This is a genomic window from Pseudomonas sp. OV546 (assembly GCF_900116845.1).
GTDB classification, from domain to species: domain Bacteria; phylum Pseudomonadota; class Gammaproteobacteria; order Pseudomonadales; family Pseudomonadaceae; genus Aquipseudomonas; species Aquipseudomonas petroselini.
Window position 1 is genome coordinate 174,384 of record NZ_FPCE01000005.1, and the last position, 20,408, is coordinate 194,791.

A 20,408-nucleotide genomic window follows, 5' to 3' on the forward strand; every position below is an offset into this window, starting at 1 on the left:
CCACTCTGCACTGCCAAGGATCGCGATGCCGTCAGCCCCATTGGACACCCGCTACCAGATCGAGACCCCGGAGGGCATCGACCTGCCACTGCGCCCGGCCGGCCTGGTGCCACGCGTGCTGGCCTTCGCCTTTGACTTGGGTTTGCGCGGAGTCATCATGGGTATTCTGTTGGTACCGCTGGCCTTGCTGGGCAACGTCGGTATCGGCCTGGGCTCGCTGCTGTTGTTCCTAATCAGTTGGTGGTACATGGTGCTGTTCGAGGTGCTTAACCAGGGATGCTCGCCCGGCAAACAGGTCATGGGGTTACGTGTCGTACAAGATGACGGCACCCCGATTAGCTGGTCCGCGTCACTGATCCGTAACCTGCTGCGATTTGTCGACATGCTGCCATTCGGCTATTTCCTCGGCGCTATCAGTTGCCTGCAGCATGTTCACTTCAAGCGACTGGGCGACCTGGCCGCCGGCACACTGGTGATTTACCGAGAGCAGCCGTTGGAGCGTCCCCAGATACCTCAAGCTGCAGCCTTGCGCCTGCCCTTTGCCCTGGACTTGAGCGAACAACGGGCCATCCTTGCCTTCGCGGAACGCCAGACTGAACTGTCCACTGAGCGCGTTCACGAGCTGGCTTCGATTCTCGCCACCCCTTTGCAGGTATCCCCGGCTCGCGCTGTAGAGCAACTCAACGGCGTGGCCCGTGGCCTGTTGGGGCCAACATGAAGCAGAGCCTTTTCGAAAGCCGCCACCAGCCCCAATGGCAAGCCTTTGCCGAACACCTGAAACAGTTGGAGCAAGGTAAGGCCAAGCCCGGCGACGTGGCTGACTTCCCCCATCAGTACCGACGCCTGTGCCAGCACCTGGCCCTGGCCCAGGAGCGTGGCTACAGCAGCTACCTGGTAGACCCACTGCAGCAACTGGCCCTGCGCGGCCATCAACAACTTTACCGTCATCGCAGCCAATTGGCGGCCAATGTACTGGGGTTCGTACTCGCCGATTTTCCTCGGTTAGTGCGGGAACAGTGGCGTTTCGTGCTGATAGCAAGCCTGCTGTTCTTTGGCAGCCTGATCGGTATCGCGCTGCTGGTGTACCTGTTTCCGGACCTTATCTACAGCATCGTCAGCCCCCAGCAAGTGGCCGAGATGCAGGGCATGTATGACCCCGACGCCAGCCGACTGGGCCGCGCCGCCGAGCGAGCATCGAGCGAAGACTGGATGATGTTCGGCTACTACGTGATGCACAACATCGGTATCGCGTTCCAGACATTTGCCGCCGGCTTATTGTTCGGCCTGGGCAGCGTGTTCTTTCTGATTTTCAACGGTCTGGTCATCGGTGCAGTCTCCGGGCACCTGACCGAAATCGGCTATGGCCAGACCTTCTGGTCATTCGTCATCGGCCATGGCGCATTCGAACTGACCGCGATCGCCCTCGCCGGTGCCGCCGGTTTGCAGTTGGGCTGGGCGCTGATCGCTCCGCGACAGTTGACCCGTGGTGAATCCTTACGGCTGGCGGCGCGCAAGAGCGTGCAAATGTTGTGCGGCGTCATGATCTTCCTACTGATCGCTGCCTTCATCGAGGCCTACTGGTCATCCACCACTGCGATAACCCCTTGGGTCAAATACCTGGTGGGCGCTGTCCTGTGGCTGCTGGTGATCGTTTACCTGAGCGTTGCCGGAAGGACCCACCATGCGCCTGAGTGATGCCAGCGTGGTAATCCGCCCCCGTACTGCCTGGGAGGCCATGGACCTTGGCGTACTAATGGCACGGGAACACCGCCTGCTATTGATGAGCAGTTGGGCGTTGATCACCCTGCCAGTGTTTGCCTTACTCACTGCCCTGCTGTGGCAGTACCCGTCTACGGCGATATTCCTGTTCTGGTGGCTCAAGCCCGCCTTTGACCGCTTGCCGCTGTACATCCTGTCCAAGGCCTTGTTTGGCGAAACGCCCAGCCTCAAGCAGGCGGTGCGCCAGTGGCCAAGCCTGCTCAAAAGCCAGCTGCTGGCCAGCCTGACCTGGCGACGGCTCAGCCTGAGCCGAAGCTTTTTAATGCCTGTGAGCCAACTCGAAGGCCTGGATGGCCCAGCACGCCAAAAACGCCTGGGCGTACTGCAGCAACGCAACGCTGGCGCCGCACGTTGGCTGACCACCGTCGGGGTGCACCTGGAAATCGGCCTGTGGTTTGGTTGCATGGCGCTGTTCTATTTCTTTATTCCCCAAAACATCGAGACGGATTGGGACTGGCAACGCCTGGCACTGGCGACCAGCGCGGAAGGGCTTTGGTTGGAACACCTGGGCAACGCCTTCTATGCCTTGATCCTGGTGTTTTGGGAGCCGATCTACGTCGCCTGCGGTTTCAGCCTCTATCTTAACCGCCGCACCGCACTGGAAGCCTGGGACTTGGAGTTGGTCTTCCGACGTCTTCGTCAACGCCTGAGCAGTGTGGTGCCGTTGCTATTACTGATGATCGGGTTAACGTTGCTGCCATTCAGTCCGCCCGTCCTGGCCGATCCTTCCAGTCCTCCCAAGCCGCTGGGCACCCAGAGTGCGAGCCAGTCCGTAAAGGTGATACTGGACAAGCCGCCCTTCAAAAACCCGGAAACCGTCACCCGCTATCGCTTCGGCGAAGAACAACCCGCCACTAAAAACAAGGCTCACAGTGATGGCAGACTTCCGGCCTGGCTGAAGGCGCTGCTGGACAACCTCAACAGCAATACCTTCAAACACATCGCCCAAGGTTTGGAAGTCCTGTTGTGGGGGCTTCTGATCGGTAGCCTGATCTTGCTCGCGTGGCGGTATCGCGAATGGTTGCGCACCTTCGTCACTCGGCGGGGGCCTCGCAAACCGAAAACCGTCGCCCCCCTACCTACGCAACTGTTCGGCCTTGAACTGGGCGCCGAGACCTTGCCCGACGATGTCGCCAGCGCTGCGGAACAGCTGTGGGCCACCCAACCCAGGGAAGCCCTCGGCCTGCTGTATCGGGGCCTTCTCAGCCGACTGCTGCATGACTTCAGCCTGCCGCTGAAAAGCGCTGACACTGAAGGTCAGGTCCTGGCACGTGTAAACCAATTGCAGCAGCCGCAATTGCTGGCTTTCAGCGATGAGCTGACTCGGCACTGGCAAAATCTCGCCTATGGCCATCGCCTTCCCCCCCTCACCGTCCAGCAAAAACTGTGCAGTGACTGGCGCACCCTGTTCAGCTCAGGGATCCAGCCATGAACCGACCATTACTGTGGGTTGGGCTATTGCTGGCGTGCCTGCTTGGAGCGGGTGGTTACTACGCCTGGAGCAAGGCGATTCCCTACGATGAAGTCGTGGACCGCGGCCCTTCCCCGGAAGCCTTGGCCAACCCCTACCTGGCGGCCGAACACTTTCTGCGCCAACAAGGCCTGACAGTTGAACAGGCCAATAGCCTGGAACGGCTGACGACCCTGCCGGCCAAGGGCAACAGCCTATTACTGCTCGGCGAACGCAGTAACATGTCGCCACGCCAAGTGGAGCAACTGCTGGGATGGGCAAAATCCGGCGGCCACCTGCTACTGGTGGCCGAGGCACTCTGGGATGAAGAGACCGGCAAAAGCGGCGACCTGCTGCTCGATCGTCTGCCTATCCACCAGACCTTGAGTGACGAGCCTGACGAGCTCGCCCCCACCCGTGAAAAGCCGCCTAAAAAGAAAGCCCCGGACCTGACCAAGCTCTATGTCGACAATGAAACCGCACCGGCGTATTTCAGTTTCGACACGGACTTCAACCTCACCGACCCCAAGCATCTGGCGCAATTTTCCGCCAATAGCGCAAAGTCGACTCACCTGATGCAACTCCAGCTCGGGGAAGGCAGCGTCACGGTAATCACCGACAGCGACCTGTGGAAAACCCCGGACATAGGCAAGCACGATAATGCCTGGCTGCTGTGGTACCTGAACCAGGGCACCGCCGTGACCTTGCTGTTCAACAGTGACTTCGACGACCTGTTCACCTTATTGCTACGGTATTTCCCCCAAGCCCTGGTGGCACTCATTGCCTTGGTCGCCTTGGCACTTTGGCGGGCCGGTATGCGTCATGGCCCGATCCGGCCACCCGCCTCCAACGCCCGTCGCCAATTGCAGGAACACCTGAAAGCCAGCGCCGACTTCCTGTTGCGCCGTAGCGGCCATGGCACGCTGCTGCATGCCCTACAGCGCGATATCTTGCGCACCGCACGGCGCCGCCACCCAGGTTTTGAACACCTCGACAACGCAGAACAGTGGCGGGTGCTTGAACACCTGACGCGTCAACCTTCTCACGTGATCAGCCAGGCCCTTGGCCCACTCCCGGCAAAACGGCTCTCCAGCGCCGATTTCAGCCGGCAGGTGGCATGCCTGCAAACCCTCAGGAATGCCCTATGAGCGAATTTCCAAGCGCCACCGCCTTGACCCGCGAAACCTTGCAACGCGCCAGCGGACAAGCCCAGGCCCTGCGCACTGAGCTACGCAAGGCGGTGATTGGCCAGGACGCGGTGATCGACGATGTCTTGACCGCACTGATCGCCGGCGGCCATGTGCTGCTGGAAGGTGTGCCAGGGCTGGGCAAAACCTTGCTGGTACGCGCCCTGGCGCGCTGCTTTGATGGCGATTTCGCGCGTATCCAGTTCACCCCGGACCTGATGCCCAGCGATGTCACCGGCCACGCCGTGTACGACCTTCACACCGAACAGTTCAAGCTACGCAAGGGACCGGTGTTCACCCACTTGTTGCTGGCCGACGAAATCAACCGCGCGCCGGCGAAGACCCAGGCAGCCTTGCTCGAGGCCATGCAGGAGCGGCAGGTCACCCTCGAAGGCGAGCCGCTGCCCATCGGCCAACCGTTCATGGTGCTGGCGACCCAGAACCCCATCGAACAGGAAGGCACCTACCCCCTGCCGGAAGCGGAACTGGACCGTTTCATGCTCAAGGTGCGCATGGATTACCCCGACGCACAGCAGGAATTGGACATGGTGCGCGAAGTCACGCGCTCGTCGCGGGCCGACATGCTGGACGTACACCCATTGCGCACGGTATTGCAGGCCGGGGACGTGCTGCAGTTGCAGCAGATTGCCAGTGACCTGGCCCTGGACGAACACGTTCTCGATTATGCCGTACGCCTGGCACGCGCCACCCGTAGCTGGCCAGGGCTGGCGATCGGCGCCGGGCCTCGCGCCTCGATCGACCTGGTACGCGGCGCCCGCGCCCGCGCGTTGTTGCGCGGTGGTGAATTCGTCACCCCGGACGATATCAAGGGATGTGCCCTGGCAGTACTGCGCCATCGGGTGCGTATCGCGCCCGAGCTGGATATAGATGGGCTTGAGGTCGACCAGGTGCTCAAGCAACTGCTCGATCAGATCCCGGCTCCCCGGCAATGACTCGCCCATGAAACCGACCCGTCTGCTGTTGAACTGGCTCGGCGTATTGCTGGGCCTGGGCATCCTGCTGGGCACTGCAGCAGCATTGCAGTTCAAAGTGCCCGACACCTTGCACTCCGTGACGTGGGGATTGCTCCTGGCGCTGTTGCTGCTGGCCATGCTGGATGCGATGCGCCTGCGTCGCCGCCCGTCTCCCCGCGTACACCGACAGATGCCCGCAAGCCTGGCACTTGGACGGTGGGGTGAGGTACGCCTGGCCTTGGAGCATGACTTCCCACAGCCGCTGACAGTGCAGGTATTCGATCACGTCCCCGACGGGTTGACCGTGGAAAACATGCCCCAGTCCATAAACCTGCGCCCCGGTGAACGCAGTGAGCTGGGTTATCGTCTGCGCCCACTGCGGCGGGGACACTTCAGTTTCAGCCGCTGTGAAATTCTGCTGCCCAGCCCAATGGGCCTGTGGTCAGCGCGGCGCTTTATCGAGGTCAGCGATGCCACCCGCGTCTACCCGGATTTCGCCCGACTCTACGGCGCACAGCTGCTGGGCGTGGACAACTGGCTGAGCCAACTGGGTGTGCGTCAACGTCAACGCCGAGGGTTGGGGCTGGAGTTTCATCAGTTGCGCGAGTTTCGCGACGGCGACAGCCTGCGGCAAATCGACTGGAAGGCCACCGCGCGGCAGCGCACCCCAATCGCCCGTGAATACCAGGATGAACGCGACCAACAGATCGTGTTCATGCTTGATTGCGGCCGACGCATGCGCAGCCAGGATGACGAGCTGTCGCATTTTGACCATGCCCTCAATGCCTGCCTGTTGCTCAGTTACGTCGCCTTGCGTGAGGGTGATGCGGTAGGGCTGTGCACCTTTGCCAGTGACCAGCCGCGCTACCTCGCGCCAGTGAAGGGCAGTAGCCAGTTGAACCTGTTGCTCAACGCGGTATACGACCTGGACACCACTCGACGGACTGCCGATTATCAGGCTGCGGCCAGCCAACTGCTGGCTCGGCAAAAGCGCCGTGCATTGGTGGTCGTGGTGACTAACCTGCGGGATGAGGACGATGAGGCGCTGCTGACGGCCGTCAAGCGCATCAGCCGACAGCATAGGGTGATGGTGGCCAGTTTACGCGAGGAAGTGCTCGATCAATTGCGCCAGGCTCCCGTGCAAACCTTGTCCGAAGCCTTGGCCTACAGCGGCACCCTCGACTACCTGAATACCCGCGATGAGCTGCACGACCGCCTCGGCGCCCAAGGGTTATCCGTATTGGACACCTTGCCGTCTGAACTGGGACCGGCCCTGGTGACACGTTACCTGGGCTGGAAGAAAGCCGGGGCTTTCTGACAAAAGCCCCCTTTAAACAGCGCACGGCCACAACAGGGGCTGCACTACCCCGGAACGGGTCGACCAGGCACTGTGATTCAGGCCGACGCCTGTAAGGGATCAAAACTGAAATAGTGCAATAAGACGCTGATCAACTGCCCATATTCCTCGGAGGCCTTGAGCACGCTGAACCCGGAATCATAATGCTGCGGGTTGATATCTTCGTGGCTCCACAAACAGGTCGCCGTGAGATCAATCGGATGGAAGGTGCCGTCAGCACCGGGAATTTTCAAGCGCAGCTCGAAATCCACGTCGACCATCATGGGCAATTGGCTGATTAACATCAGTCCGTCTTCCGAGACATTGCCTAGAAAACCGATGGGCTTATCGGTGAGGCGGTTAAACACTTGCAGAAAATAAGGTAGCTGATGCCGCTCGATCCGTCGGTCGGTAAACATGGTGAGATCGCCATCCAATGGCCATGACTGCGGCCGTGCCAGTGATTCGGAACAGGCTAAAAGCCCGCTCTCCCTGGATCTCGGTGTGATAACAGGCAATATTTTGCCGCTAAACAGCCGCCGAGTCCGGGCCCCACATCCGTTTGCGCTTGAAACTTGTACAAACGAACATCTAAAGGATAGCCCAAGACTGGCAACGGGCCAGTTATGAAATGACGAATATCATCATAACGAAGCTGGACGCGGCCGAGCGACGCTTGCGCCAGGGTAATGCCCCAGTTGTTGCAGGGTGTCGAGCCGCGCACGCGCACGATAGGCGTACTCACTCGAGGGGTACTGATTGATGATGAATTGGTAGGTCTGCACCGCATCGACGAACAGCTTTTGCCGCTCCAGGCATTGCCCGCGCAACATCGAAACCTCTGGCTGCACATAACGTCGGGTGCGACTTTCGCGGTCGACCTGGGACAATTCCAGGGTGACACGCTCACAATCACCGACCTTGTAGGCGCGGTAGGCGTTGTTCAAATGGTGGTCCATCGACCAACGGGTGCAGCCGACAACACTGACGGCCAGGGCAGCAATGAGCAAAATTCGCATGAGGGTTCTCCTGTCTTGTGCAGTGTATCGACCCCTCGTCGAAAATCTTCAAGGATGTTCGTATTACACCGCAGCGAAAACAAGTCAATCATCGATAAGTAGTGCAAACGAACAATGACTACAACGAAAGAGCATAGTAGCCTTCCTCAGCGCTTGAACTCAGGAGTCTGTGCATGTCCGTCCGTCGTACCAAAATCGTCGCCACCCTTGGCCCGGCCAGCAACTCGCCGGAAGTCCTCGAACAGCTGATTCTGGCTGGTTTGGACGTTGCCCGTCTGAACTTCTCCCACGGCACCCCGGACGAGCACAAGGCTCGCGCCAAGCTGGTGCGTGAACTGGCTGCCAAGCACGGCCGCTTCGTGGCCCTGCTGGGTGACCTGCAAGGCCCGAAGATCCGTATCGCCAAATTCGCCAACAAGCGGATCGAGCTGAAAATCGGTGACACCTTCACCTTTTCCACCAGCCACCCGCTGACCGAGGGCAACCAGCACGTCGTGGGTATCGACTACCCGGACCTGGTCAAGGACTGCGGCGTCGGTGACGAGTTGCTGCTGGACGATGGCCGCGTGGTCATGCGCGTCGACACCGCCACCGGCACCGAGCTGATCTGCACCGTGACCATCGGCGGCCCACTGTCCGACCACAAAGGCATCAACCGCCGTGGCGGCGGCCTGACGGCCCCGGCATTGACGGAAAAAGACAAGGCTGACATCAAGCTCGCCGCCGAAATGGAAGTGGACTACCTCGCCGTGTCCTTCCCGCGCGACGCCGCCGACATGGAATACGCCCGTAAACTGCGCGACGAAGCCGGCGGCACCGCCTGGCTGGTCGCGAAGATCGAACGCGCCGAAGCCGTGGCCGACGACGAAACCCTCGACGGCCTGATCAAGGCTTCCGACGCGGTGATGGTTGCCCGTGGCGACCTCGGCGTGGAAATCGGTGATGCCGAGCTGATCGGTATCCAGAAGAAGATCATCCTGCACGCACGCCGCCACAACAAAGCGGTGATCGTGGCGACCCAGATGATGGAGTCGATGATCCAGAACCCGATGCCGACCCGTGCCGAAGTGTCCGACGTGGCCAACGCCGTGCTCGACTACACCGACGCCGTGATGCTCTCGGCTGAAAGTGCCGCCGGCCCGTATCCGCTGGAAGCCGTGCAAGCCATGGCGCGTATCTGCATCGGCGCTGAAAAGCACCCGACCAGCAAGACCTCCAGCCACCGTATCGGCAAAGAGTTCGAAAGCTGCGACCAGAGTATCGCCCTGGCGGCCATGTACACCGCCAACCACTTCCCAGGTGTGAAGGCGATCATTGCGTTGACCGAAAGTGGCTACACGCCATTGATCATGTCGCGCATCCGTTCGTCGGTGCCGATCTACGCGTTCTCCCCACACCGCGAAACCCAGGCCCGCGCGGCCATGTTCCGTGGCGTGTACACCGTCCCGTTCGACCCGGCCTCGTTGCCGCCGCACGAAGTCAGCCAGGCTGCCATTGATGAGCTGATCAAGCGTGGTGTTGTAGAGAAAGGCGACTGGGTCATCCTGACCAAGGGCGACAGCTACCACACCATCGGCGGTACCAACGGCATGAAGATTCTGCACGTTGGCGACCCAATGGTCTGACTGACACGCTGAAAAAAAAGCCCCGCCCTGTGAATGGCGGGGCTTTTTGCATTTCAGACCAGAGTGACCTGCTGGCTGTCAGGGCCTCATCGACTTACCTTCAGCGACTGCTGATAAACCCCGACAATGCCGCAATCGCCTCAGGCGACCTCAACCGCTGGGTAAACAACGCCCCCTCCTCCTCGATCACCTGCCGCAACTGTTCGCGGTCCACGCTCTTCATCAACTGCTTGGTCACCTGCACCGCCCCCGGCGCCAGGGTTTCAAAACGCTCGGCCACTTCCCGCGCCTTGGCCAGCGCCGCCTCACCACTGCCCAACGCCTCGGTGGCAATGCCCCAGGCAGCCGCCTGTTCACCGGTGAACCCCTCACCCAGCAATAGCAACTCAGCCGCCTTGGCATGCCCCAACAAGCGCGGCAGGATCAAACTCGAGCCAAATTCTGGACACAGTCCCAAATTGACGAACGGCATGCGCAACCGCGCATCGCGGCTGACATACACCAGGTCGCAATGCAGCAACAGGGTCGTGCCGATGCCCACCGCCGCACCCGCCACAGCCGCAATCACTGGTTTTCGACAGTTGAGCAGGCTCTTCATGAAGTGGAACGGCGGGGTATCAAGATCGCTGGGCGGATGGTCGAGAAAATCGCCAATGTCGTTGCCGGCAGTGAAGCACTCACTGCTGCCCTGGATCAGTACGCAGCGAATCTCCCCGTCCGCATCGGCCTGCTCCAACGCCTCGGCCAGTTGTGTGTACATGGCGCGGGTCAGGGCGTTCTTTTTGTCAGGGCGATTGAGCTGCAGGATCAGCAGCCCACGTTCGCGCTGCTGTTGGATGGCGTCAGTCATGGTCAATCTCGCGACTGTAGAGTTCAGCGCTCAACCACGGGGCAGGAACACATCGGCCAGCAGTTGATTGCGCGGCAGTCCCGCCAGGAACAAGCGCTTGGAAAACGCTTCCACGCTGACAGGGTGCCCGCAGAGTAAGGCCAGAGTTTGCCGCGAAACAAGCCGCAGTTGCGCCAATGCCTGGGCCGACTCGGCCGCCGTCCATAGCTCCACCGCCAGGTTGGGGTACTGCGCGGCCAGCGCCGCCAAGGGTTCGGCCAGGTAATGGCCATCGGCATCATGGGCCAGGTGAATCACACGGATGGCCCCCTGATGATCCTGGCGCAGCGCTTCACGCAACACGCCCCACAACGGCCCCAACCCGGTACCGGATGCCAGCAGCCACAACGGCCGGGATTGCCAGTCAGGATCATATTGCAATGCGCCACCGCGTAATTCGCCCAAACGCAATCGGTCACCCACCGACAGCGCCCGCGCCGCATCGCTGAATTCGCCCGGTTGACGGCAATCGATATGAAACTCCAGAAAGGCATCCTCCTGGGGCAAGCTCGCCAGGGAATACGGGCGCGCCACCGACCCCGCCCACAGCACCAGGTGCTGCCCGGCCCGGTAGCGCAGACTGCGCTCCGGTTGCAGGCGCAGGCGCAATACCGTCGAGTTCATCCACTCGATGCCCACCACCTCGGCCGGCAAACCGTCACGCAGCGGGTCAAACGTTTCGACACGCAGATCCCCACGGACCTGGCACTGGCACGCCAAGCGCCAACCCTCCTGGCGTTGCGCCGCGCTCAAGGCCTCGGGCTGCTTATCCTCGACCTCGCCCTGGCACCGCACCAGGCACGCATGGCAACTGCCGGCGCGGCAACTGTAAGGCACGGCCACACCCGCCTGGTTCAAGGCATCCAGCAGATTACTGCCGGTCGTTACCGACCAATGGCGTTCGCCGACGTACAGTTCAGGCATATAAGGACTCAATCACAAAGGGCGCGCACAGGGAATCATGCCTGCGACAGTTTGACCATAGTCGGGTGTATCGGCCACCGCGCCGGGTTATACTGCCGCGCCTTTTTAGCGTCGCGCCTGCACCACTTTGGCGTGCCTTGGAAAGGTGAGCTCAGCCGACCGATGCAACACTGGGCTCACCTTTATTGAATGTTCCCTTATAGAGGAGCGCGACTCATGACCGTGATCAAGCAAGACGACCTGATTCAGAGCGTTGCCGACGCCCTGCAATTCATTTCCTACTACCACCCCGTTGATTTCATCCAGGCCATGCACGAAGCCTACCTGCGCGAAGAATCGCCAGCGGCGCGTGATTCCATCGCCCAGATCCTGATCAACTCGCGCATGTGCGCCACCGGTCATCGCCCGATCTGCCAGGACACCGGTATCGTCACCGTGTTCGTGCGCGTGGGCATGGACGTCCGTTGGGATGGCGCCACCATGGGCCTGGACGACATGATCAACGAAGGCGTGCGTCGCGCCTACAACCTGCCGGAAAACGTCCTGCGTGCCTCCATCCTCGCCGACCCGGCAGGCGCGCGTAAAAACACCAAGGACAACACCCCAGCGGTCATCCACTACTCCATCGTCCCGGGTAACACCGTGGAAGTGGACGTGGCGGCCAAGGGCGGCGGTTCCGAGAACAAGTCGAAAATGGCCATGCTCAACCCGTCCGACTCGATCGTTGACTGGGTGCTCAAGACCGTTCCGACCATGGGCGCCGGCTGGTGCCCACCGGGCATGCTCGGCATCGGCATCGGCGGCACCGCCGAGAAAGCCGCGGTGATGGCCAAGGAAGTGTTGATGGAGTCCATCGACATCCACGAGCTGAAAAAGCGCGGCCCGCAGAACCGTATCGAAGAGATGCGCCTGGAGCTGTTCGAGAAGGTCAACCAACTGGGCATCGGCGCCCAGGGCCTGGGTGGCCTGACCACCGTGCTCGACGTGAAGATCATGGACTACCCGACCCACGCCGCCTCCCTGCCGGTGTGCATGATCCCCAACTGCGCCGCCACCCGTCACGCGCACTTTGTGCTCGACGGCTCGGGCCCGGCGTCGCTGGAAGCGCCACCGCTGGACGCCTACCCGGAAATCGTCTGGGAAGCCGGCCCTTCGGCCCGCCGCGTCAACCTCGACACCCTCACCCCGGAAGAAGTGCAGAGCTGGAAGCCGGGCGAAACCGTGTTGCTCAACGGCAAGATGCTCACCGGTCGCGACGCCGCGCACAAGCGCATGGTCGAGATGCTGAACAAGGGCGAAAGCCTGCCGGTGGACCTCAAGGGCCGCTTCATCTACTACGTCGGCCCGGTTGATCCGGTGCGCGAAGAAGTGGTTGGCCCAGCGGGCCCGACCACCGCGACGCGGATGGACAAGTTCACCCGTCAGATCCTCGAGCAGACCGGCCTGTTGGGCATGATCGGCAAATCCGAGCGCGGTCCGACCGCCATCGAAGCGATCAAGGACCACAAGGCCGTGTACCTGATGGCCGTCGGTGGTGCCGCTTACCTGGTGGCGCAAGCCATCAAGAAGTCGCGCGTTGTCGCCTTCGCCGAACTGGGCATGGAAGCGATCTACGAGTTCGATGTGAAAGACATGCCGGTCACCGTGGCGGTGGACAGCAAGGGCGAATCCGTCCACATCACCGGTCCTGCCATCTGGCAGAAAAAGATCAGTGACAGCCTGGCGGTAGAAGTGCAGTAAGCATTTCCCTTGCAAGGATAGGCGACTGCGGCCTTGGGCCTAGTCGCCTTTTTATTGCCTGCTGGTTTCTCTGTAGTGAGCGGGCTTGCCCCGCGCTGCGCGGCGAAGCCGCCCCATCATTTTGCCAAACAGAACGCGGTGTCAGGTTTTAGGGCGGCTTCGCCACCCAGCGCGGGGCAAGCCCGCTCACTACACAACCCCGCTCGCCACAACGTTAACGTCGTGCATGCTATGGTGCACTCCCCTTTCTGCGCCTGCCCATCACCGTATGATCGTGATCCCTCGCCCCCTGCGCCTGACGTTCTACTCCCTGCTGATCATCGCCGGTGCCGTGCTGGCTGCCGCCTTGGCCACGCGCCATGCCGAACGCCAGGCCCTGGTGGACGATGCCGCCCGCGCCAATCAGCAGCTTGCGTTGTATGCCAACTCGCTGCACACCCTGATCGAACGCTACCGCGCCCTGCCCGCCGTGCTGGCGCTGGACTCGGAGATGATCAACGCCTTGAAGGGCCCGCTGGATCCCTCCACCCAGGACCTGCTCAACCGCAAGCTCGAACGCATCAACGGGGCTGCGCAGTCTTCCACGCTGGAGTTGATGGACCGCACCGGCCTGGCCGTGGCCGCCAGCAACTGGAACCTGCCGAGCAGTTACGTGGGGCATAACTACGCGTTCCGACCGTACTTCAGCCAGACATTGAGCCAGGGCACCGGGCGCTTTTATGCGGTGGGCGTAACCACCGGGATCCCCGGTTACTTCCTCTCCAGCGCGGTGCTGGATGAACACGAGCAGTTCCTCGGCGCCATGGTGGTCAAGCTGGAGTTCCCCGAGCTTGAGCGCGAGTGGGCCCAAGGCAATGACTTACTGCTGGTCAGTGATGCGCGTGGCATCGTGTTTATCGCCAATCAACCCGGCTGGCGTTATCGCAACCTGCGGCCGCTGTCGGCCAGCGACCTTGCCGAACTCAAGGCCACCCGCCAATACGACAAAAAACAACTGCTGCCGCTGGATGCCCAGTCACTGCAGCGCTTTGGCGAAAACAGCCATTTGATGCGCGTCAACGGCCCGGAGGGCAGCGCCAACTACATCTGGGAGTCCTTGCCGCTGAAAGCCGAAGGCTGGACCCTGCACCTGCTGCGCAAGCCCCAGTTCGCCTTTGAGGATCAACGCAACGCCGGGCTGGCCGCCGCCGGTTCCTGGCTGGCGCTGGTGTTCCTGGTGCTGTTCCTGACCCAACGCTGGCGCCTGGCCCGTTTGCGCCAGCGCAGTCGCGAGGAGCTTGAACAACTGGTGGAAGAACGCACCCAGGCGCTGCGCACCGCCCAAGATGGCCTGGTGCAATCGGCCAAGTTGGCAGCGCTGGGGCAGATGTCCGCCGCCCTCGCCCACGAAATCAATCAGCCACTGACGGCCCAACGCATGCAGTTGGCCACGTTGCGCCTACTGCTCGATCACGGCCGCGTCGACGACGCCTACAAGGCGCTCACCCCGCTGGACGACATGCTCACGCGCATGGCCGCGCTCACCGGTCACCTCAAGACCTTCGCGCGCAAAAGCCCGAGTGGCCTGCGTGAACGCCTGGACTTGGCCACGGTGGTGGACCAGTCCCTGCATCTTCTGGATGCACGCCTGCGCGATGAAGCCATCGGCGTAGTGCTGGACCTGACCCGCCCCGCCGGGGTCCGCGGCGATGCGATTCGCCTGGAGCAGGTGCTGATCAACCTGCTGCGCAACGCCTTGGACGCCATGGCCGACAAGCCGCGCAAACGCCTGGAAATCCGCCTGCATGCCGATCAACAGCTGTGGCAGCTGACCGTCAGCGATTCCGGCGGCGGGATTGCCGACGACCACCTGAACAGTGTGTTCGACCCGTTCTTCACCACCAAGCCCGTGGGTGACGGGCTCGGCTTGGGGTTGGCGGTGTCCTACGCTATCGTGCACGAACTGGGCGGACGCCTGAGCGCCGGCAACCGGGGCGACGGCGCGGTATTCACCCTGACCTTGCCTATCGCGCTGGAGACGCCCGAACCATGCTGAACGCGGTGATTGTGGTCGATGACGAAGCCAGTATTCGCACAGCCGTCGAGCAATGGTTGAGCCTGTCGGGGTTTGAGGTGCAATTGTTCAGCCGCGCCGACGAATGCCTGGCGCGACTGCCCAAGGACTTCCCCGGAGTGATCCTGAGCGACGTGCGCATGCCCGGCCTCAGCGGCCTGGAACTGTTGGCCGAGGTGCAGCGCCGCGACGCGGATTTGCCGGTCATTCTGCTCACCGGCCACGGCGATGTGCCGATGGCCGTTGAGGCCATGCGCGACGGTGCCTACGACTTCCTGGAAAAACCCTTCAGCCCCGATGCCTTGCTCAACAGCCTGCGCCGTGCCTTGGACAAGCGTGGCTTGATTCTCGAAAACCGACGCCTGCATCAACAGGCCGATCATCGGGCGCAGTTGGAATCGACGCTGCTGGGTGTGTCCCGGGGTTTGCAAACCTTGCGCCGCCAGGTGCTGGACCTGGCAAGCCTGCCGGTCAACGTGCTGATCCGTGGCGAGACCGGCAGCGGCAAGGAGCTGGTCGCCCGCTGCCTGCATGATTTTGGCCCGCGCGCGAAAAAGCCGTTTGTGGCACTCAATTGCGCCGCGATTCCCGAGCAATTGTTCGAGGCCGAACTGTTCGGCCACGAAAGCGGCGCGTTCACCGGGGCCCAGGGCAAGCGCATCGGCAAGCTGGAGTACGCCCACGGTGGCACGCTGTTCCTCGATGAAATCGAAAGCATGCCGCTGGCCCAGCAGGTGAAACTGCTGCGCGTGCTGCAGGAGCAGAAGCTGGAGCGGCTGGGCTCCAACAATAGTATTCACGTGGACCTGCGCATCATCGCCGCCACCAAGCCGGACCTGCTGGAAGAGGCCCGCGCCGGGCGCTTTCGCGAAGACTTGGCCTACCGCTTGAACGTCGCGCAATTGCGCCTGCCGCCTTTGCGTGAGCGCCGCGAGGATATCCCCTTGCTGTTCGACCACTTCACCCACAGTGCCGCCGATCGCCTGGGCCGCACCGTCGAACCGCTGAGTGGCGCGCAACTGGGGCGCCTGCTCAGTCACGACTGGCCGGGCAATGTGCGTGAGCTGGCTAACGTCGCCGAGCGCCAGGTGCTGGGGCTTGGCGACCCGGAACCGGAAGGCGTCGAGGCCGGGCAATCCCTGGCGGCGCAGCAGGAGGCGTTCGAGGCTCATTGCTTGAAGGCCGCGTTGACCCGGCATAAAGGCGATATCAAGGCGGTGCTGGCGGAGTTGCAACTGCCGCGCAGAACCTTGAATGAAAAGATGCAGCGGCATGGGTTGGTGCGGGAGATGTTTCTCTAGGCCCATCGTTGTGTTGACTGGCAGGCCGCTATCGGGGGCAAGCCCCCTCCCACACTTGAGCGTGTTCACAAATCAAAATGTGGGAGGGGGCTTGCCCCCGATGAGGACAGCAGCCATAAGCGGATTTCCGCTCACCCCCTTAAAATCATCAGCAACTTTCCGCTCAATAAAATCTCGTAACCCTTCTATTCCGGGCCTTCACCCACCTGGCACAGCTCCTGCTATAGCCCCAGCCAGGCAGTGCTCAAGCACGCTCCATAAAAACAACTAGATGAAGGATCCTTCAATGGATAACTCCAACTCCCTGCCTCTGGGGTCGGCGGCTGCGCCGGCGAAAGAGCGCACCACGTCCAGCCGGATCAAATCGATTTTCAGCGGATCGGTCGGCAACATGGTCGAGTGGTACGACTGGTACGTCTACGCCGCTTTCTCGCTGTACTTCGCCAAAGCCTTCTTCCCGAAAGGCGACACCACCGCCCAACTGCTCAACACCGCCGCGATCTTCGCCGTGGGCTTCCTGATGCGCCCGATCGGTGGCTGGCTGATGGGCCTGTATGCCGACAAAGTCGGACGTAAAAAGGCCTTGATGGCCTCCGTCTACCTGATGTGCTTCGGCTCGCTGCTGATTGCCCTGAGCCCTGGCTATGAAATCATCGGTATCGGTGCGCCCATCCTGCTGGTATTTGCCCGTTTGCTGCAGGGCCTGTCGGTCGGCGGCGAATACGGCACCTCCGCCACTTACCTCAGCGAGATGGCGACCAAGGAACGTCGCGGTTTCTACTCCAGCTTCCAGTACGTGACCCTGATCTCCGGCCAGCTCATCGCCCTGGCGGTACTGATCGTGCTGCAACAAGTGCTGACCACCGAGCAACTGTATGCCTGGGGCTGGCGTATCCCGTTTGCCATTGGCGCCCTGTGTGCGGTGGTCGCGCTGTACCTGCGTCGCGGCATGGAAGAAACCGAGTCGTTCACCAAAAAGGAAAAAGCCAAGGAAAGCGCCATGCGCACCTTGATGCGCCACCCCAAGGAACTGCTGACCGTGGTCGGCCTGACCATGGGCGGTACGCTGGCGTTCTACACCTACACCACCTACATGCAGAAATACCTGGTGAACACCGTCGGCATGAGCATTTCCGACTCCACCACCATCTCGGCGGCGACGCTGTTCCTGTTCATGTGCCTGCAACCGATCGTCGGTGGGCTGTCGGACAAGGTAGGCCGTCGGCCGATCCTGATCGCCTTCGGTATCCTCGGCACGCTGTTCACCGTGCCGATCCTCACCACCCTGCACACCATCCAGTCCTGGTGGGGCGCGTTCTTCCTGATCATGGCTGCGCTGATCATCGTCAGCGGCTACACCTCGATCAACGCCGTGGTGAAAGCCGAACTGTTCCCGACCGAAATCCGCGCCCTGGGCGTGGGCCTGCCGTATGCGCTGACGGTGTCGATCTTCGGCGGTACCGCTGAATACATCGCGCTGTGGTTCAAGAGCATCGGCATGGAGACCGGCTACTACTGGTATGTGACCGCATGCATCGCGGTGTCGCTGGTGGTCTACGTGACCATGAAGGACACGCGCAAGCATTCACGTATCACCACTGACTAACGCTTCGCCAGTCCTGCAAAAAGGGCTGTGTCAGCAGATGACACAGCCCTTTTTTTGAGATCAGGACAGTTCCGCAACCTCACGCTGCCCATACCGCCGCTGCGCATACGATGCAGCCACAATCATCACTAGCAACACACCCGCCAACACCGCCGACGACCCCACCGTGCCAAAGTCCAATCCGCCCTTTTCATGGGGCTTGGTGAGAAAGTCCCCCAGTGTTGCGCCGAATGGCCGCGTCAGTACAAACGCCACCCAGAACAACAGCACCGACGAGATCCGGGTGAAATACTTGAGCGCCACCACCGCGGCGATGGTCGAGCCGATCAACAAGGCGCCACCGGCAAAACCGAGCCCCGAATCGTCCGCGAGGAAATCGCCCAAGGCCGTGCCCAAGGTGTTGGAGAACAGGATCGCCATCCAGTAGAACAACTCGCCTCGGAAGGTCTGCACCTTGTTCACGTTCAGCGAGTCACCACTGAGGTGCCACACGGCAAAGATGATCATCAGGATCACGATCAGGATCATCGAGCCCGTGGCGTAGCCCAGGCCGAGGGTGCGGTCCATGAAGTCCGACATCGTAGTGCCGGCGGTGCTGGTGGACAGGATCACGATCCAGTAGAGCACGGGGTTGTAGGTTTTGGACCAGAGTTGCGTCACCAAGGTGACCAGGAATACGCTGATCAGGATCATTGAGCTGATGGCATAACCGACATTCAGCGTCATCGACAGCAAATCCCCGGCGGTTTCGCCCAGGGTGGTTGCGCAGATTTTCATGACCCAGAACGCGAGGGTGATCTGAGGAAGTTTGTTCATGCGGTAGAAGGCTCCAAGGTTCAGTCTTATGGGGGTGTCGACCTTGGGCGCAGACTGAACGGGGAACTGTGAAAAATAGGTGGGCGAGGAATGAAAATTCCATATCGCCGATGGAAATTAGCCGCCTTGGGTTGCAGTATGGCCACCTCAACGAAGCCAACAGCAGGAACCCGGCCATGTCCGACGATATCCACTTCTACGAACCCGCCAAAGGCCACGGCCTGCCCCATGACCCGTTCAATGCCATCGTCGGGCCACGGCCGATCGGCTGGATTTCGTCACACGACAGTGAAGGCCGCCTGAACCTGGCGCCCTACAGCTTCTTCAATGCGTTCAACTACATTCCGCCGATCATCGGGTTTTCCAGTGTCGGGCGCAAAGACAGCCTGAACAACATCGAACAGACCGGCGAGTTTGTGTGGAACCTGGCGACCCGCCCGCTGGCCGAGCAGATGAACCAGAGTTGCGCCGCCGTTTCCCCCGAGGTCAACGAGTTCGAGTTGTCCGGCCTGACGCCGGTGGCTTCCAAGATCGTTGGCGTGCCACGGGTGGGCGAGAGCCCGGTGTCGTTCGAGTGCAAGGTGACGCAGATCATCCAGTTGCAACGTGCGGACAAAGCGTTGGTGCCGAGTTGGCTGGTGCTGGGCGAGGTGGTCGCGGTGCACATCGCCAAGTGGCTGCTCAAGGATGGGGTCTACGACACCGCCGCCGCCGAGCCGATTTTGCGCGGTGGTGGCCCGGCGGATTACTTCCAGTTGGGGCCGGAGGCGCTGTTCAAGATGTACCGGCCAAGCACCACCAAACCCTGACTGAATACAATAAAAAGTGGGAGGGGGCTTGCCCCCTCCCACATTAGATTGTCGGCGTTGCTCAGTTGGCGGCGCTCGCCCAGGTCAGTTGACCCTCTTCATCCACACCGATCAGCCGTTCAAGCTGCACGGTGGCTGCATCGTCGGCGTCGGAAGCGGTCTTGAACGTCTGTCCATCAAGGATCTTGTGAAACTTCGGTGCGCCCATGCCATCCAGTGCCTTGACGGCGACGGCGGCGCTGTAGCCACCTTCACCCGGTACTACGGCGGATACGGCTTCGTGGTGGGCAAATTGTTTACGTGCCATGTTGCAGGTCCTGGCCAATGGAAAGTCGGCCATTCTAAACCTGATCAGCCGGCGAGTTGCAGGTACTCGCCGTAGGCATTCGCGGCGGATGCATCGGTGAAGGTCTGGAAGTCCATGCTGCGCACGACCCTGTCGTTTAACAGCTCGGTAAAGATCATCAGGGCCGGAGAGTCGAAGTAGGCGCTCATCGCCTGCTCGCTGCTCCAGAAACCGGAGATCAGCCAGACATCAGGGTCGACCTGGGAATGCTGCAACGAGAATTGCAGGCAACCCTGAGCCTGGCGGCCCGGTTCGATCAAACTGCTCAAGCGTGCACCGAGTTCGGTGCTGCACCCGGCTCGGGCGCGGATAAAGGCCATATGGCTCGCGGGAATGGGGGTGGACATGTTCGACTCTCCCGTTGAGAAGTGATGCTCGGCAAGCACTGTGAGAGTGTGTTGCCACAGGATCAAAGATAACGGCGCGGGTGAGCACGCGGTTAGTCGATTCCTGCCGGCTTATTGCACAATCCTGCGAGAAGCGTAGAGAGGACGTTCGGCCCAGGGCTTTATTCCACGGACAAACGCCGTGTTTCAGGGAGATGACAGGCCCGC

The 20,408-nt window shown here is 61.3% G+C and carries 19 protein-coding genes; 12 read left to right on the top strand and 7 right to left on the bottom strand.

The features are described 5' to 3' along the window. The first annotated feature begins 25 nt into the window (after nt 1-25). The 6 genes from BM403_RS13525 to BM403_RS13550 are packed head-to-tail and all read left to right on the top strand — an operon-like array spanning nt 26 to nt 6,708. The gene (locus BM403_RS13525) at nt 26-718 is read left to right on the top strand and encodes an RDD family protein (protein ID WP_043205827.1); all 693 of its coding nucleotides are present in this window, start codon (nt 26-28) and stop codon (nt 716-718) included. After that, nucleotides 715-1,695: a stage II sporulation protein M gene (locus BM403_RS13530; RefSeq protein ID WP_015885635.1), complete on the top strand. Its 981-nt coding sequence runs from the start codon at nt 715-717 to the stop codon at nt 1,693-1,695. Before BM403_RS13525 ends, BM403_RS13530 begins: the two co-directional genes overlap by 4 nt. Further along, nucleotides 1,682-3,211 (top strand): DUF4129 domain-containing protein, encoded by a 1,530-nt coding sequence (locus BM403_RS13535; protein WP_093543430.1) that lies wholly within the window; start codon nt 1,682-1,684, stop codon nt 3,209-3,211. Before BM403_RS13530 ends, BM403_RS13535 begins: the two co-directional genes overlap by 14 nt. Then, nucleotides 3,208-4,377: a DUF4350 domain-containing protein gene (locus BM403_RS13540; protein ID WP_046035278.1), complete on the top strand. Its 1,170-nt coding sequence runs from the start codon at nt 3,208-3,210 to the stop codon at nt 4,375-4,377. Before BM403_RS13535 ends, BM403_RS13540 begins: the two co-directional genes overlap by 4 nt. Beyond that, nucleotides 4,374-5,369, top strand: coding sequence for an AAA family ATPase (locus tag BM403_RS13545; protein WP_093543205.1), 996 nt, complete (start codon nt 4,374-4,376; stop codon nt 5,367-5,369). Before BM403_RS13540 ends, BM403_RS13545 begins: the two co-directional genes overlap by 4 nt. Before the next feature lie 7 nt (nt 5,370-5,376). Beyond that, nucleotides 5,377-6,708 carry a DUF58 domain-containing protein gene (locus BM403_RS13550; protein ID WP_093543208.1) on the top strand — a complete coding sequence of 444 codons (1,332 nt, stop codon included), beginning with the start codon at nt 5,377-5,379 and terminating at the stop codon, nt 6,706-6,708. A gap of 77 nt (nt 6,709-6,785) precedes the next feature. Here BM403_RS13550 and BM403_RS13555 read toward each other — a convergent pair whose 3' ends face one another. After that, on the bottom strand, nt 6,786-7,145 hold the full coding sequence (locus BM403_RS13555) for a PilZ domain-containing protein (protein ID WP_015885640.1): 360 nt from the start codon (nt 7,143-7,145) through the stop codon (nt 6,786-6,788). A gap of 225 nt (nt 7,146-7,370) precedes the next feature. Then, nucleotides 7,371-7,745 (bottom strand): tol-pal system YbgF family protein, encoded by a 375-nt coding sequence (locus tag BM403_RS13560; RefSeq protein WP_015885641.1) that lies wholly within the window; start codon nt 7,743-7,745, stop codon nt 7,371-7,373. A gap of 173 nt (nt 7,746-7,918) precedes the next feature. On the opposite strand from BM403_RS13560, the gene pyk reads away from it, so the two are divergent. Continuing rightward, nucleotides 7,919-9,370, top strand: a complete 1,452-nt coding sequence (pyk, locus tag BM403_RS13565) for a pyruvate kinase (protein WP_015885642.1) — start codon at nt 7,919-7,921, stop codon at nt 9,368-9,370. 100 nt (nt 9,371-9,470) lie between these two features. Here the strand turns inward: pyk and BM403_RS13570 are convergent, their stop codons facing one another. After that, on the bottom strand, nt 9,471-10,220 hold the full coding sequence (locus BM403_RS13570; protein ID WP_093543210.1) for an enoyl-CoA hydratase-related protein: 750 nt from the start codon (nt 10,218-10,220) through the stop codon (nt 9,471-9,473). A 30-nt stretch (nt 10,221-10,250) separates the two neighbouring features. Then, nucleotides 10,251-11,183, bottom strand: a complete 933-nt coding sequence (locus tag BM403_RS13575; RefSeq protein ID WP_093543212.1) for an iron-sulfur-binding ferredoxin reductase — start codon at nt 11,181-11,183, stop codon at nt 10,251-10,253. Between the two features lie 216 nt (nt 11,184-11,399). Here BM403_RS13575 and BM403_RS13580 point away from each other — a divergent pair, with 216 nt between their 5' ends. The 4 genes from BM403_RS13580 (at nt 11,400) to BM403_RS13595 (ending at nt 17,883) form a co-directional block, all read left to right on the top strand. Beyond that, complete coding sequence (locus tag BM403_RS13580; RefSeq protein ID WP_046035276.1) at nt 11,400-12,923, top strand: fumarate hydratase; 1,524 nt, start codon at nt 11,400-11,402, stop codon at nt 12,921-12,923. A 268-nt stretch (nt 12,924-13,191) separates the two neighbouring features. After that, nucleotides 13,192-14,958: a sensor histidine kinase gene (locus BM403_RS13585; RefSeq protein WP_093543214.1), complete on the top strand. Its 1,767-nt coding sequence runs from the start codon at nt 13,192-13,194 to the stop codon at nt 14,956-14,958. After that, nucleotides 14,952-16,277: a sigma-54-dependent transcriptional regulator gene (locus tag BM403_RS13590; RefSeq protein WP_093543216.1), complete on the top strand. Its 1,326-nt coding sequence runs from the start codon at nt 14,952-14,954 to the stop codon at nt 16,275-16,277. Before BM403_RS13585 ends, BM403_RS13590 begins: the two co-directional genes overlap by 7 nt. A gap of 286 nt (nt 16,278-16,563) precedes the next feature. After that, the gene (locus BM403_RS13595) at nt 16,564-17,883 is read left to right on the top strand and encodes an MFS transporter (RefSeq protein WP_015885648.1); all 1,320 of its coding nucleotides are present in this window, start codon (nt 16,564-16,566) and stop codon (nt 17,881-17,883) included. 60 nt (nt 17,884-17,943) lie between these two features. Here the strand turns inward: BM403_RS13595 and BM403_RS13600 are convergent, their stop codons facing one another. After that, nucleotides 17,944-18,699: a COG4705 family protein gene (locus tag BM403_RS13600; protein WP_093543218.1), complete on the bottom strand. Its 756-nt coding sequence runs from the start codon at nt 18,697-18,699 to the stop codon at nt 17,944-17,946. 176 nt (nt 18,700-18,875) lie between these two features. On the opposite strand from BM403_RS13600, the gene BM403_RS13605 reads away from it, so the two are divergent. Continuing rightward, complete coding sequence (locus BM403_RS13605) at nt 18,876-19,508, top strand: flavin reductase family protein (protein ID WP_093543432.1); 633 nt, start codon at nt 18,876-18,878, stop codon at nt 19,506-19,508. 61 nt (nt 19,509-19,569) lie between these two features. On the opposite strand, the gene BM403_RS13610 is transcribed toward BM403_RS13605, so the two are convergent. Continuing rightward, the gene (locus BM403_RS13610; protein ID WP_046035272.1) at nt 19,570-19,815 is read right to left on the bottom strand and encodes a hypothetical protein; all 246 of its coding nucleotides are present in this window, start codon (nt 19,813-19,815) and stop codon (nt 19,570-19,572) included. 44 nt (nt 19,816-19,859) lie between these two features. Then, complete coding sequence (locus BM403_RS13615) at nt 19,860-20,201, bottom strand: antibiotic biosynthesis monooxygenase family protein (RefSeq protein ID WP_093543220.1); 342 nt, start codon at nt 20,199-20,201, stop codon at nt 19,860-19,862. Nucleotides 20,202-20,408: the final 207 nt, after the last annotated feature.

Coding starts and splice junctions, on each gene's coding strand:
- BM403_RS13525 (WP_043205827.1), top strand. CDS start 26: ATGCCGTCAGCCCCATTGGACACCCGCTACCAGATCGAGACCCCGGAG.
- BM403_RS13530 (WP_015885635.1), top strand. CDS start 715: ATGAAGCAGAGCCTTTTCGAAAGCCGCCACCAGCCCCAATGGCAAGCC.
- BM403_RS13535 (WP_093543430.1), top strand. CDS start 1,682: ATGCGCCTGAGTGATGCCAGCGTGGTAATCCGCCCCCGTACTGCCTGG.
- BM403_RS13540 (WP_046035278.1), top strand. CDS start 3,208: ATGAACCGACCATTACTGTGGGTTGGGCTATTGCTGGCGTGCCTGCTT.
- BM403_RS13545 (WP_093543205.1), top strand. CDS start 4,374: ATGAGCGAATTTCCAAGCGCCACCGCCTTGACCCGCGAAACCTTGCAA.
- BM403_RS13550 (WP_093543208.1), top strand. CDS start 5,377: ATGAAACCGACCCGTCTGCTGTTGAACTGGCTCGGCGTATTGCTGGGC.
- BM403_RS13555 (WP_015885640.1), bottom strand. CDS start 7,145: ATGTTTACCGACCGACGGATCGAGCGGCATCAGCTACCTTATTTTCTG.
- BM403_RS13560 (WP_015885641.1), bottom strand. CDS start 7,745: ATGCGAATTTTGCTCATTGCTGCCCTGGCCGTCAGTGTTGTCGGCTGC.
- pyk (WP_015885642.1), top strand. CDS start 7,919: ATGTCCGTCCGTCGTACCAAAATCGTCGCCACCCTTGGCCCGGCCAGC.
- BM403_RS13570 (WP_093543210.1), bottom strand. CDS start 10,220: ATGACTGACGCCATCCAACAGCAGCGCGAACGTGGGCTGCTGATCCTG.
- BM403_RS13575 (WP_093543212.1), bottom strand. CDS start 11,183: ATGCCTGAACTGTACGTCGGCGAACGCCATTGGTCGGTAACGACCGGC.
- BM403_RS13580 (WP_046035276.1), top strand. CDS start 11,400: ATGACCGTGATCAAGCAAGACGACCTGATTCAGAGCGTTGCCGACGCC.
- BM403_RS13585 (WP_093543214.1), top strand. CDS start 13,192: ATGATCGTGATCCCTCGCCCCCTGCGCCTGACGTTCTACTCCCTGCTG.
- BM403_RS13590 (WP_093543216.1), top strand. CDS start 14,952: ATGCTGAACGCGGTGATTGTGGTCGATGACGAAGCCAGTATTCGCACA.
- BM403_RS13595 (WP_015885648.1), top strand. CDS start 16,564: ATGGATAACTCCAACTCCCTGCCTCTGGGGTCGGCGGCTGCGCCGGCG.
- BM403_RS13600 (WP_093543218.1), bottom strand. CDS start 18,699: ATGAACAAACTTCCTCAGATCACCCTCGCGTTCTGGGTCATGAAAATC.
- BM403_RS13605 (WP_093543432.1), top strand. CDS start 18,876: ATGTCCGACGATATCCACTTCTACGAACCCGCCAAAGGCCACGGCCTG.
- BM403_RS13610 (WP_046035272.1), bottom strand. CDS start 19,815: ATGGCACGTAAACAATTTGCCCACCACGAAGCCGTATCCGCCGTAGTA.
- BM403_RS13615 (WP_093543220.1), bottom strand. CDS start 20,201: ATGTCCACCCCCATTCCCGCGAGCCATATGGCCTTTATCCGCGCCCGA.